The 14176-nt window shown below is 38.7% G+C and carries 10 protein-coding genes; 7 read left to right on the top strand and 3 right to left on the bottom strand.

Going from position 1 to position 14176, the window contains the following annotated elements; genetic code table 11:
* Positions 1-19: 19 nt before the first annotated feature.
* Entirely contained in the window at positions 20-694 is a 675-nt protein-coding gene (locus K1X82_02545; GenBank protein ID MBX7180965.1) for an AAA family ATPase, read from the bottom strand.
* A 653-nt stretch (positions 695-1347) separates the two neighbouring features.
* Entirely contained in the window at positions 1348-2226 is an 879-nt protein-coding gene (locus K1X82_02540; protein MBX7180964.1) for an SDR family oxidoreductase, read from the bottom strand.
* A gap of 110 nt (positions 2227-2336) precedes the next feature.
* Between K1X82_02540 and K1X82_02535 the strand changes: the two genes are divergently transcribed.
* The 7 genes from K1X82_02535 (at position 2337) to K1X82_02505 (ending at position 12908) form a co-directional block, all read left to right on the top strand.
* Complete coding sequence (locus K1X82_02535) at positions 2337-2681, top strand: helix-turn-helix transcriptional regulator (protein MBX7180963.1); 345 nt, start codon at positions 2337-2339, stop codon at positions 2679-2681.
* Between the two features lie 364 nt (positions 2682-3045).
* On the top strand, positions 3046-3507 hold the full coding sequence (locus K1X82_02530) for a hypothetical protein (GenBank protein MBX7180962.1): 462 nt from the start codon (positions 3046-3048) through the stop codon (positions 3505-3507).
* A 313-nt stretch (positions 3508-3820) separates the two neighbouring features.
* Positions 3821-6229: a transketolase gene (locus K1X82_02525; protein ID MBX7180961.1), complete on the top strand. Its 2409-nt coding sequence runs from the start codon at positions 3821-3823 to the stop codon at positions 6227-6229.
* Positions 6230-6252: 23 nt separating this feature from the next.
* On the top strand, positions 6253-7410 hold the full coding sequence (locus K1X82_02520; GenBank protein MBX7180960.1) for a homogentisate 1,2-dioxygenase: 1158 nt from the start codon (positions 6253-6255) through the stop codon (positions 7408-7410).
* Positions 7411-8014: 604 nt separating this feature from the next.
* The gene (locus tag K1X82_02515) at positions 8015-10987 is read left to right on the top strand and encodes a PKD domain-containing protein (GenBank protein MBX7180959.1); all 2973 of its coding nucleotides are present in this window, start codon (positions 8015-8017) and stop codon (positions 10985-10987) included.
* Positions 10988-11122: 135 nt separating this feature from the next.
* Positions 11123-12508 carry an efflux RND transporter periplasmic adaptor subunit gene (locus K1X82_02510; GenBank protein ID MBX7180958.1) on the top strand — a complete coding sequence of 462 codons (1386 nt, stop codon included), beginning with the start codon at positions 11123-11125 and terminating at the stop codon, positions 12506-12508.
* A 94-nt stretch (positions 12509-12602) separates the two neighbouring features.
* Entirely contained in the window at positions 12603-12908 is a 306-nt protein-coding gene (locus tag K1X82_02505; GenBank protein ID MBX7180957.1) for a T9SS type A sorting domain-containing protein, read from the top strand.
* 251 nt (positions 12909-13159) lie between these two features.
* Here the strand turns inward: K1X82_02505 and K1X82_02500 are convergent, their stop codons facing one another.
* Positions 13160-13906, bottom strand: coding sequence for a TerB family tellurite resistance protein (locus tag K1X82_02500; protein ID MBX7180956.1), 747 nt, complete (start codon positions 13904-13906; stop codon positions 13160-13162).
* Positions 13907-14176 lie beyond the last annotated feature (270 nt).

The raw sequence follows: 14176 nt of genomic DNA, 5'->3' as shown, positions 1-14176 counted from the left end.
TGTTTTCATTTCCTACAATTTATTTGTTAAACAATGTTTCAATTTCTACACTTTGCGAAGTAAAAGTAATATCTGATAAAAAAGAATATTTTTGAGCGTTGTCGCCAGAAATAGATTGTAAATCATTTTTTAAATCATCAATACTTTTTGACGGTTTTGCTGTTGGTTTAACTAAACCAACAATGTGATTAAACAAATTGTCTTTTGAACCTTTGTAACCGTCTAAACAAAATTCAAGAACTCTGTCGCCACCGCTATAATCAGTTTTAATTTTCCAAACTGCATTTTTGGCAGATTCTTGTTTTTGATTTATGGATATTTTTTCTGTTTCAAGTTCTTTGCCTTTTGCTTCATTCTCGCTTTCAAGTTTTTTAATTTCTTTTTGAGCATTAGAAATTTTTGTTTCCGCTTCTTTGTTCTCTTTTGAAAGTGTAAAAATGCCTTTTAAGTTTTCTGCCTCAAAAAAGGTTTCTTGAATGAATGTTTGGTTGTAAACAAGTATTTCGTGGTTTTGGTCTAATCCCTCAACTGAACAACTTTTATACTTCTCGTCTGTTTGGTTATGTAAATAATTTGATAAGGTACTTTTACCTGTGCCGTTTAAACCGTAAATAAGGTTTACCTTTTTGTCGGTTTCCAAAGATGTCAGACCTTTGTAGCTCGCTACATTATTTAGGTTTATTTTTGCTATCATTTCAATCTTGTTGAGCAGTGTCGCTTTTTAGCATGAGGCATAACTACCCCTTAATTCCCTCAAAATCTCCTAAATCCAACAGTCATTATGCAAATATGAGCTATTTTTTAATAAAGGGTAAGTTAATTTAGGCTATGTTTCCTAATTTTCTTCATTTTTGGTGAGCTATGTGAAAAAAAATACGACATATCATAACTAAATTAGTTAAATTAATCTTGTTTTTTTCCTTGCCTGGTGCAAGTAATCTATAGTACTAATAATAATGGTTATGCTAATTAATAGGGTAAGGTTTATATACTACACCCGTTACCTGCACCTCAACTCGGGTAGGTATAGCAGTAGTATGCCCACAACCCTCGCACTTTCGGGTGTGGACCTGGAACGTATAGCCCGACTATGTGCCTTGCTAATTTATGTAAAAGGCAATCTCTTACTGCGAATGGGGTCAGCCAAACTTGTATTTTATAGGTCCTTTATCATATTGATCTGCCTTAAAAGATTCTTTGAATGGACCTATGTTGGAAGCTTAAAGTATGGCATTTTTCAAAGACAATTTCAAGAGTTATAACCATATTTTGTTTCACTTCTTGCAAGTCTTGTATGCGGAGAAGGCTACCCCATTAGCAGCAAGCTGATTTTAGTGATTGTCTCAGTTAACGTTTGGAAGAGTAAACTTGAATTAAAAAGTCTTTTACAGAAGTTGGTTTTCTGCCCAGTAATTTCTCCAAATCTGAACTTTCTACATCCAATTCTCCTTTTGCCTGTGCAATTGCAAAGCTTGAGAAAATGCCTATAACTTCGGAAGGTACACCATAATTACTTAATGTTTTGCCATATTCTTCCGGAGATGGTGAAATGTAATTTATTGGTTTTCCAATGGCCTCTGAAATAGCTTTTGCCATATCATGATAAGTAACAGCGTGTGCATTTGAAAAATCATACTCTTTGCCGGAATGACCATCGCTTGTTAATATACGAGCCGCAGCTTCTGCCATTTCTGAACGCAACACTGCACTTACTTTGCCATCTTCGGCAGGTACAAAAACAACTCCGGTTTCGGCAACTGTTTCACCAATAAAGCCGGGTAAAAAGTCCATATAAAGGTTGTTTTTCAAAATGGTATAATCGTTACCGCTTTCCTTCAACCAATTTTCAGTTTGAATATGTGATTGTGCTACCATCCATAAGGGCGATTCTTCACCTTCGCTTTTTCTTTGAAAACTGGTGTAGACTATATGTTTTACACCGGCCGTTTGGGCTGCCTTAACAACATTATTGTGCTGTTCACTGCGCCTGGAAATATCATTTCCGGATACAAAAAGCAATTTTTCAACCCCACTAAATGCGGAAACCAGGGAATCGTAATGATCGTAATCTCCAATAATGGTTTTTATGCCTTTTAACTTTAATTCATTAGCCGATTCCTCGTTTCTAATTAATGCCGAAATCTGAAGGGGATTAACACCTTTTTTTAAAAGAAATTCAATGGCTGCATTTCCAAAATGCCCTGTTGCGCCTGTTACTAATATCATTTTTTTGTGTTTTGAAAATTATTTAATACTTTTGTTACGCAAAGTAACTAATAATGGTTTAAATATGAAACTTGTTACCTTTTGGTAACAAAAAAATTAGCAGTAACAAAATGGTAACTAAAGCAAAAAAATCAATTGAAATTAATTGTCCGGTTACGGCCACTCTTCAACTTATAGGAGGTAAATGGAAGCCGATTATCATGTATTGCCTAAGGACAGATGTAAGAAGATTTGGCGAAATTGGAGCCAGGATTCCATCTATTTCAAGAAAGGTTTTGACCGAACAATTGAAGGAATTAGAAGAGGATAAATTGATTGTGCGTAAGCAATTTAAGGAAATTCCTCCCAGGGTTGAATACTCTTTAACAGAACTAGGTAAAAGTATGGCACCGGTTTTTGTTGAAATGGAAAAATGGGGTTTAGAGCATATTTTAAATAAACAGGAAAAGGGTTAGGTGCTAAATGGGAAATAACCCAAGAAAATGAAGTGTAGGTTTTATTGGTATATGATATTGACGGGCCGTAAATTGAATGAAACCCCGGGTTTAATTTGGTAAGGACAACTGCTTTAGGAACCTGCACCTCACTCCGGGTAGGGATAGCAGTGGAAAGCCCACAGCCCCGATCCCAATCGGGGCGAGGACTTGGAACGGATAGCCCGGACCTGAGCCTTGCCTGGCTATGGATGAAATTCAAATGCTGTGCGAAGGTACCCGCATCCAAATTATTTTTATCAATTCCCCGGTTTTGATCTAGTTTCTAGGATACTCTTCCTTTACTTTGTGGTTGCCAAGATGGGTTTTTAATTACCTTAGCACCATGTTTGTTAGGCTTTTCTTCCTGATCGCTTGCAGTTTTTGGGGATTTTTACCCGGTATTTGCCTCGCTCAACCTTCCAAAATGACCGAATATAAAAATTGGATCAAGGAGCATCTGAGTGATTTTGAAAAAGTAGTTGATTACAAGGATTCTATTGCGGAAAAACTAATTTACCATAAAGATAGCGTGGTGCAATTAATTGTAGTGGATGTAAAACAAAATGGACTGAATAAACATGTAGAATGGTTTTTTAAAGATGGTCAACTTTTTTTCTCAGAACAAATTTGGATAAATCCTAAAACGGGTAGGAGGGAAGATCATCAAAAGGCCTATTATGTGGATGGTGCCCTAAGTTTGTGGATAAAAAATGATCTCAACATAGACAAATACTCACCCGAATTTAAGGAGTATAGTTCTAAAATTGCTGAATTTATTGTCAATTTTAAAGGGAAATTTAAATAGGCAAATGGACTTTCAGAATTTGCCGAAATGTTAGTAATGCCTTAGATTCAAAGCTACAAGGCAATGTAAGTCCATTCAACCGAAATTCCAACAAAAGTTTAGCTTCTTTTGGAATTTGGGATTAAAATGCTGAAATGCCCCACCATATTTTTCCTTACTGATATTGGTCAGTTCGATGCAGTTTCCCTAGTTCAGGGTATTTTATCCTTCCTTCATCCTTTTACTTTTGTCCAACAACATTCATGATGTTTCATCCGAGAAAAGTATTTTTGAAACTTCCGTGCCTATCTTTGCGAACATAGAAATTAAAACCATGTCGAACGAAAACAAGCAGGATAAGGCCGTGGAACTTAGCTTTGAAGAATATAAACAACTGGTGCTGAACGATTATAAAATTGCTCAAATTAGTCGTCAGGCAAGTTTAACCGGCCGTAAAGAAGTGCTTACCGGAAAGGCCAAATTCGGAATTTTTGGAGATGGAAAAGAAATTGCACAAATTGCCATGTCTAAGGCATTTCAAAAAGGAGACTGGAGAGCCGGTTATTACCGCGATCAAACCTTTATGATGGCACTCGGACTTTTAACTGTTCAAGAGTTTTTTGCACAATTGTATGCCCATACGGATGTGGTAGCCGAACCTTCCTCGGCTGGTCGCTCCATGAATGGTCATTATGGAACCCGAATTCTAAATGCCGATGGTAGCTGGAAGGATCAAACTCAACATTACAACGTTTCGTCGGATATATCACCTACTGCCGCGCAAATGCCCAGAGCGCTTGGCCTGGCATTGGCATCGAAAATTTATAGAAATGAAGAAACTATTTCCAATTTCCCTTCCTTTACCCAAGGAGGAAATGAAGTAGCTTTTGTAACTATTGGCGATGCAAGTACCTCGGAAGGCCATTTTTGGGAAACAATTAATGCCGCTGGTGTTTTGCAAGTGCCTTTGGCAGTAAGTGTTTGGGACGACGGATATGGTATTTCGGTTCCCAAGAAAATTCAAACTACCAAGGAAAGTATTTCGAAAGTATTAGCAGGTTTCGAAAAAGAAGAAGGTACCAATGGCTTGCGGATCTATACCGGAAAAGGATGGGATTACGCCGGTTTAATTGAAATGTATGAAAAAGGAATCGATGAATGCAGAAGTACCCATACTCCGGTATTGTTCCATATTCAAGAGGTAACTCAGCCTCAAGGCCATTCTACTTCAGGTTCTCATGAACGTTACAAATCAAAAGAACGCTTGCAATGGGAAGTGGATTTCGACTGTCTGGTAAAAATGCGTAAATGGATGGTTGAAAATGCCCTGGCAACAGAGCAAGAGCTTGACCAGGTGGAAGAAGAAGTCAAAAATCAGGTAAAAGAAGGTCGAAGAAAAGCATGGGAAGCCTATACGCAATCCATAAAAACCGACCTTCAAACAGCACTTTCTTTGATAGATTCATTGGCCAAAGATTTGGGAAATAGGGAAGATTTATTGAAGTATCGTTCAGCCCTGGCAACTGCTATTGACCCTGGTAAAAAAGATATTCAGGTGGCTGTCAGAAAATCCTTGCGGGCAACCATGGGATTGGATAACTCGCATCGAAAAGCGCTACAAAATTGGTATGAGCAAACAAATGAGAAAAATCGGGAAGATTACAATTCATGTCTGCATAGCCGAAGCCAATGGAGTGCTTTGTCAATTGCCGAAACCAAACCTGTATTTCCGGATACTCCAAGCTCGGTGGATGGGAGAGAGGTGATTAAATTTAACTTTGATAAATTGTTTGAAAAATACCCTAATCTGGTAGCCTTTGGTGAGGATTTGGGTAATATTGGCGACGTAAACCAGGGTTTTGAAGGATTGCAAAAGAAGTTTGGAACTACTCGAATTTTTGATGTAGGTATCCGTGAATGTACAATTGTCGGACAAGGTATTGGTTTGGCTTTGAGAGGAATACGGCCTATTGCTGAAATTCAATATTTAGACTATGTTTTTTATGGTTTGCAAATGATGACCGATGATTTGGCTACCTTGCATTACCGAACCAAAGGTGGACAAAAAGCTCCGGCAATTATCCGAACCAGGGGGCATCGTTTAGAAGGAATTTGGCACAGTGGATCTCCGATGGGAAGCCTGATTCACTCGCTTCGTGGAATGCATATTTGTGTGCCTCGAAACATGGTACAAGCCGCCGGAATGTATAACCTTTTGCTTCAGGCTGATGAGCCGGCAATAGTTGTGGAACCTTTAAATGGTTACAGATCCAAGGAAAACCTCCCCAGCAATTTAGGTGAATTTACAGTTCCTTTGGGCCGCCCGGAAGTATTGGTTGAAGGAAATGATATTACCTTGGTTACCTATGGTTCTTGTGTTCGAATAGCCCTAGACGCCATTGAACAACTGAAAGAAGAAGGTGTGTCGGTTGAATTGATAGACGTACAGACCTTGCTTCCATTTGATTTGGATGGATGCATTGTTAAGAGTCTGCAAAAAACAAATCGCATAGTTTTTCTGGATGAGGATGTTCCGGGTGGGGCTTCTGCTTATATGATGCAACAAGTACTCGATGAACAAGGAGCTTATCGCTTCCTGGATAGTAAGCCGGTGGCGATTTCTGCAAAAGCTCACCGTCCTGCTTACGGAACCGATGGAGATTATTTTTCAAAACCCAATGCAGAAGATGTGGTGGAAACGATTTTGACTATTTTAATGGAAGCCGAACCTTATAATTTTTAATACCTTACCTAATTTAATTACCCATGCCCATTTATCATAAACTAGGAAAATTCCCCAACAAAAGGCATATCCAATACCGTAAACCTTCCGGCGAATTGTACGTGGAACAACTTTTTGGAACGGAAGGATTTAGCGGATTGTCTTCCATACTTTATCATAATTACCGACCAACAATGGTTAAATCCATAGGCGATTCAAAGGATGTATCCCCCGAAATAGCCTTTGCTAAAAATTTGAAGGCACATCGCTTCCTGGGTTTTAAAGCCACCCCAACCGATGATTTTTTGGATAGTCGTATCCCAATGATGGTAAATTCGGATGTGATTGTAGGAGTTGCCGCTCCCAAAAAATCAATGCAGGATTATTTCTATAAAAATGCGGATGCCGATGAATTGTTGTTTATCCATGAAGGGAAAGGGGTGCTTAAAACTATGGTCGGACAAATCCCATTTGAATACGGCGATTACTTGATTATTCCCCGTGGAATGATTTACCAACTTAGTTTTGAATCTGAAAATAATCGATTGCTTTATTTGGAATCCTTTAGCCCAATTTATACGCCTCGACATTACAGAAATAAATTTGGACAATTGGGAGAATCATCTCCTTTTTGCGAAAGGGACTATAAGCTTCCACAAGATTTGGAAACCTATGATGAAAAGGGCGACTTTTTGATAAAAATTAAGAAGCAAGGTGTTTTGTATAATTACGTGTATGGCTCTCATCCGTTTGATGTAGTAGGTTGGGACGGCTATTGTTATCCCTATGGATTTTCTATTCATAATTTTGAGCCTCTGACAGGAAGGGTTCATTTGCCTCCACCAATCCATCAAACCTTTGAGGCAAATAATTTTGTGGTTTGCAGTTTTGTCCCAAGGTTGTATGATTACCATCCCCTGGCTATTCCGGCTCCATACAACCATAGTAATATCGACAGCGAAGAAATTCTATACTATGTTGATGGTGACTTTATGAGCAGGAACAATATCCAAAAGGGAGATTTTACCTTGCACCCAGCCGGAATTGTTCATGGTCCTCAACCCGGAGCTACCGAACGAAGCATTGGTAAAAAGGAAACTTTTGAGTTGGCGGTTATGATTGATACCTTTAAACCATTGATGATTACAAAACAAGCCATGCAAATGGATGATGAATCCTATTTCAAAAGCTGGATGGAATAAAAACTTGGTTTTTTCTTCCCGGCTTTTATTGTTTTTGAAAGCATCATTACGGTTTTATGTGTTGCGTTTCGGCTGTAAAATAGGGCATGCTGAAAAGTCAACAGGGAGGATTAATCTCTTTTTTATAGAATTTATGCGGGCCCCCTCCGCCCAACCATTTTTTGCTAAAACCCAAAATATCTTGCATGGCGTTCGGGTCACGCTATCGGCTGTAATCCTCGTCCCACTTGGCTAGCGCCGCGTGGTACTGTGGGTTACTTGCCTCTATCGTTGCCCGAAGGGTGCAAGGTCCAAAGTATGTGTATTTTTCATATAGTATCACTTATCAATACTGAATTAATTCAAATGCCTGGTTTTACTTCTTTGGAAATTTGGGTTAAAAAAATCCTACATTAAATTGGACTTATCATAAGGTCTATACGGTATTAATTTTCCGAGCCGGTTCTGACTATGAAAGATAGTTGCAAAAATCAATTCAGAAATTCAAAGCAATCAGAAAGATATGCAGGAAATTAAGGAATGGTTATTCACAGAAAGTGCCAATTTATTCACTTACCTCGTTTCAATCGGAATTTAAAAGTATCTTTGTTGAAATTAATATTACATGCATAAATTATTTACTACCTATTTCAAGATTTTGATCGTTTTGACTGGGTTGGCCTTGGGTTTTTATAGCTCCGGCGTTCAAGCCCAATGTTTGATCTGTCCCCAAAATGATTTCTCCATTAATCCAAATTCTTCCTGGCAACTGCAAAGTTCCAGCATTGAAACCGGGGGATGTAAAATTTTTAAAGTTCAAGTGGTGGAAGGTTATACTTATACCTTTAAAACAGGTTGTGAGGATGGGGCTGATGCCAATTTTGATACCTACATAGAATTGTCTGATAGCAATTGTATCTATATCACCTACAATGATGATGATTGTGATTTATTATCCAAAATTGAATGGGTATCGCCTTATTCAGGAGTGGCTTACTTAAAGGTTAGAGGTTACAATGATAATTTTGGTGACTTTACTTTAGCTTATAAATCCTGCAGTGCTAATTCTCAGTTTACCTACGTTACCAATGGGTTTACAGTTGATTTTACCAATTTGTCAACCGATACCACTTCCAGCTATCAATGGTATTTTGGAGATGGTTTTAATGGAAACACTATGAATCCAAGCCATACCTATGTTTGTCCTTTCGACATTCAGGTTAGTTTGGTTGTAACAGATTCGGGCGGATGTTCTACGAATGCAACCCAATCCTTGTCATTTAACAATGCTTTGGAAGGTAACTATTCATATTCCAATACCAATAACGAATATTCTTTTACCGACCTTTCTTCCGGTGATCCAATATCCTGGGAATGGGATTTTGGCGATGGTTCTTCTTCAACAGATCAAAATCCAACTCATAGTTACGTTTGTGCCGGTTACTTCGATGTAGCTTTAACCGTGACTAATGCGGATGGTTGTACCAATACCTATCTAGACTATGTTTATGTATCTGAAAGTTCCAGCAACCTGAGTGCAAACTTTAACTATGCCAGTCAAGGTGTTATTACCGGCTTCCACGATATTTCGTCAGGTAACCCAACAACTTGGGAATGGGATTTTGGTGATGGCACCACTTCCACCATTCAAAATCCAACCCATACCTACCAATGTAGCGGAAGTTACTGGGTTTCATTGTATGTAACCAACGCAAATGGCTGCGAAAGTTCTAATTATTTGTTTGTTGAAGCTCCGGGACAATACACCCTTGAAGCACAATATTCTGTTGATATCCAAGGCTCAGTGGTGAATTTCACCGATGCAAGTGTGGGTACTCCAACTTCTTATGAATGGGATTTGGATGCTGCTATTGTAACTACCCAAAATGCAAGCATCGACTACCATTGCTCAGGAATGTATTATGTTTCTTTGACAGTTGCTAATGATTTTTGTACCTCCACCCAATACTCTACCGTGGAAGTGGAAGGAACAAGTCAAGCTGACTTTACCTATTCAGTTCAAAGCAATACTGTAACCTTTACCAATGCATCCACCGGTGCTAATTTAACCTATGATTGGGATTTTGATGATGCTTCCAATTCCACCGAAGCTAGCCCCGTTCATCCTTACAGCTGTCCGGGCGATTACAATGTGACGCTTTCAGTATATGATGACTATGGATGTAGCGATTACAGCACTCAAACCATCAATTTAGGTGGATTTACCGCTAGCTTCGAATATGCTATTAATAATTCCTCTGTGAATTTTACCAATACTTCTGCTTCTACCGACACTTGGTCCTGGGAGTTTGGGGATGGAACTACTTCTACCGGACAAAATCCAAACCATGTTTATTCTTGTCCGGATTTTTACACCGTGAGCCTTACCGTTACCAATAGCCATGGCTGTTCTGCCACCTATTCTGAACAAATTGAAATTACGGCAGGCTTCCAAGCCGGTTATTCTTACGTTGTTAATGGGACCACCGTAACTTTTACAAATACCTCCGGTGCTAATACCGCCAATTGGGATTGGTATTTTGGCGATGGTAACTCTTCCAGCCTTGAAAATCCATCTCATACCTTTACTTGTCCGGGGCAATACTATGTTTCAATAAACGTAGATAACGCTACCGGCTGTTCCGGTTACTATGAAGAATTGATTCAGGTTGGTGGCTTAAATCCTGCATTTACCTATACGCTGAATAATCAAACTGCCAACTTTCAGGTAAGTAATACCGCCGGAATTTCAAGCTATGAGTGGGATTTTGATGATGGTGGTTTTTCAACCATTGCAGCTCCAACCCATACCTTCGCTAATTGCGGGCAGTACTATGTTTATTTAACCGTTAATGATGCAAACGGTTGTAGCAATTACCACTATGAAAGAATTATTATACAAGGAAGTAATTCTAACCTGAATCTAACCTCTAACAGCCCCGTTTGTCAAGGAAATGATATCCTGATATCCAGCGGAAATGCTTCCGGTATGGAATACTACTGGAACGGTCCTAATTTTTATTATTCCTATAATCCAAATCCGGTTTTGGAAAATGCTACCACCGATCTTTCAGGAACCTACTATTTTGAATTGACGGATGTAAACGGTTGCCCTGTAATCGACTCACTTAACATTGAAGTGGTTGGCGATGTGTTTGTAAATGTTACTGTAGCTTCCAATACCTTAACTGCAAATGCCTCTACTTCTTACCAATGGATGAATTGTGCTTCTAACAGCCCGGTAAATGGAGCCAACGGACAGGTGTTTACTCCCACCGAAAATGGTTCATACTATGTTGTTATTACCGATGCAAATGGATGCCAAGGTGAATCAGAATGTTTCCTGATTTCAGGAATAGGTTTTGATGAAGTAAATGGTAGCAACCTGCAATTGTATCCAAACCCAACAACGGGTAAAGTGAATATTAAAGGTTTAAGTGCTAATTCAAAACTAAAGCTTAGCGACGCTGTTGGTCGTGTTTATTCGGTTTCAGTTGAAAATCAAACCATCGATTTATCAGCTTTGAGCAGCGGAGTATATTTCCTTTCTGTGGAAAATGCCAATGGTTTAAACAGCTTTAAAGTTGTGAAAAACTAGTTCGTTGTTAAAGCAAATGAAAAAGGAATCCAGTTTGGATTCCTTTTTTTTTGAAATATTGAGAATTGAAAAAGGAAAAGGAAGGTAATGTCTGATTACTTTCGCATCCAAATTGAACAGGAGTTTTCGTATACCATGAAACAACGTAATATCATCATCGGTCTTTTGGTTTTGGTAGTGGTGCTGGTTGGAGCCGGCATGTTTGCAAAGAAAAAGGGTTGGATTGGCGAGGAGGAAGGAATAAAAGTTGCTGTTGAAAAAGCCCAAAAGAGAACCATCGTCGAAACTGTTTCGGCAAGTGGTAAAGTGCAACCTGAAACGGAAGTGAAAATCAGTGCCGATGTCTCCGGGGAGGTGGTAGAACTATTGGTGAAGGAAGGTGATAAAGTTAAAAAAGGACAATTGCTTTTAAAGGTAAAACCTGATTTATATATATCAGCAGTTGAACGCCTGGAAGCATCTGTAAATACTTCAAAAGCTACTTATTCAAACAGCCAGTCCCGTTTAACCCAAGCTCAAAGTCAGTTCGCTAATACGGAGGCCATTTTTAAACGCAATGAAAAGTTGTTTAATGAAAAGGTTATTTCGCAGCAAGAATTTGAAGCATCAAAAGCTCAATACGAAGTGGCAAAAGCGGAAATTGTTGCTACCCAGCAAAGTGTAGATGGAGCCAATTTTAATATTAAAGGCGCTCAGGCAGCCTTAAAAGAAGCCCGGGAAAACCTGGCCAAAACAACCATCTATTCTCCAGTTGATGGAACTGTTTCTAAATTAAATATCGAAGAAGGGGAGAGGGTAGTGGGAACTTCTCAAATGGCAGGTACTGAAATTATGCGAATTGCTAACCTCAATGAAATGGAAGTTAAGGTGGATGTTAACGAAAGCGATATCGTTCGTGTACATATGAATGATACGGCCGAAGTGGAAGTGGATGCCTACCTGGGACGGAAATTTAAAGGAATTGTTACCAGCATTGCTAATTCGGCTAATTCTTCGTCCGGATTGGCGGTTGATCAGGTAACTAACTTTGAAGTAAAAGTGCGTATTTTGCAAGAATCTTATTCGGATTTACTCAAAAAAGATCAGCCCAATTTGTCTCCGTTTCGTCCCGGAATGTCGGCCACGGTTGATATCAGAACCCAAATTGAAAAAGATGTGCTAACTGTTCCGATTCAAGCTGTTACTACCCGATTGGATAGCACTGCCTTAGATCCGGAAGAGAAAACCATGACCGAAAACGAAGAACGAGGTCAAGAAGTTGATGCAAGTGGGGCCAAAGCTTCAAAAGAAGTGGAAGAAGAAATTGAAGAAGTCGTATTTCTTTATAAAGATGGTAAGTCCATTAAAACCGCAGTAAAAACCGGAATTCAAGATAATGAGTATATTCAGATTATTTCCGGTTTAGAGCCTGGTGCTGAAGTGATATTTGCACCCTACAATGCGGTTTCCAAAAGACTAAAAGAGGGATCTAAAGTGGTTAGAACAGAACTGAAAGACTTGTATACCAAAGAAAAACCCTAAGATTTTTTTCAGCTCGATTTTACCTATTCTAAAAATATCCCAATTTTGAAACAGATTGGCAAGGTTTTGGTTAAAAGGTATGAAAACGCTAACCATGAAAAGAATACTTTTACTTTTCGCTATTCTTTTATCCACCCAAATTGGTTGGACTTCCACTAATCCGGTTGATTTTTTGGTTTTTCCAAATCCCAATCAAGGTAAGTTTGAAATTACGCTGACCGGAAATAATCAAGCAGTTGAAGTAAGCATATTTAATGTATTGGGAACTAAAGTGTTTTGCGGAACTATACAAGAAGAGAAAATCCGTTGCGATCTTAGTCAGTTAGAGCCTGGTTTATACCTGGTTAAAATTGAATTGCAAAACCATGAGGTGCTGATGAAACGCTTCTACATCAAATAGTTAGGGTCAGCTAAAAAACACTTCATCGATTCATTCTTGCTCATTTAGACAGTTATTCAAATCCAACTACTGCAAGGTTTTGAATTAGATTTTCTTAGTTTCCTTACTTCCTTATTATTTGAAGTTTACATTGGAATGTTAGTCAGAAATACAGCATCTGATTAGTTGCCGGCAGTTCGTCGTGTTAAGTTTAACGCTTCTCCTTGGCTGTTTGGGTTTACTGCATTTCTCGCTATTTCAGCATGCACTAGCTAAACAATTCCTCTTTCTTTTTTAATCTGCTCATAAGCATTCTGAACTTCTTGAAATTTCTCCTTGGCCGCTTTTTGAAATTCTTCACCCAGGTGGTTAATTTTATCCGGATGGTATTTTATCGCCATTTTTCGATAAGCCTTTTTTAACTCTTCATCACTACAATTTTCTTGTATCTCCAATATGGCATAAGCGGCTTTTGAATCTTTTACAAACATCGCTTTTATACTGCCAAAATCTTTATCACTTACCCCTAAATGGTAAGCTATTTTCGAAATTAGTTCAATTTCCTGAGCATGAACATGTCCGTCAGCATTGGAAATTCCAAACAAATAATGGAGCAATTGTAACCTGGATGAATGGTCCAGGTTATGACGAATTTGATGACAGACCTGGGTAACCGGGATATCTTTGTTAAGTAATTCACGCAGGGTAAGTAGCAGTGAATTGGATTGATTTTCACCAAATTGTCGTATGAAAAATTGCTTAACATATTCCAATTCCGATTTCATTATTCGGTTGTCGGCCTTCATAACGGCAGCCGATAATACCAATAAGGAGGCTACAAAATCGCCGGGTTGGGAGTTTCTATTGCCTTGATTTGGAATTGGATTACCCTTTGGGTCGGTTAACGACATCGTTGCTGCCGAATCGAATAAGGTTCCAATTGCAAAACCGATTAATCCTCCTACCGGACCACCAAATGCCCAGCCTAAACCGCCTACAATCCATTTTCCGTAACTCATCTTTCAAAAAAATTGAGTGCAAAAATTGGTATTTTGACCTTGCCTTTTCCGTTTTTAACAATAAATAATTAAAAGCCAGAAGTTGGAGTCTGAAATCCAATGTTAAGTTGTAATAAGATTTTGATAATCAGTGTCTTAATTCGTATTCATTTGTGTTTATTGATAAAATGTTCTGTGTTTTCTTTTTTAGGATGAGGCGGGTGCCTTCGCATGAAAGTAGCGTTTTGTATGGAATAAAACTGGCTCAGGCCCGGGCTATCGGCTGTAGTC

It is taken from the genome of Bacteroidia bacterium, from assembly GCA_019695265.1.
Lineage (GTDB): Bacteria > Bacteroidota > Bacteroidia > JAIBAJ01 > JAIBAJ01 > JAIBAJ01.
Note: the sequence above shows the minus strand (reverse complement) of the source record. Positions and strands in the feature narration are given on the sequence as shown.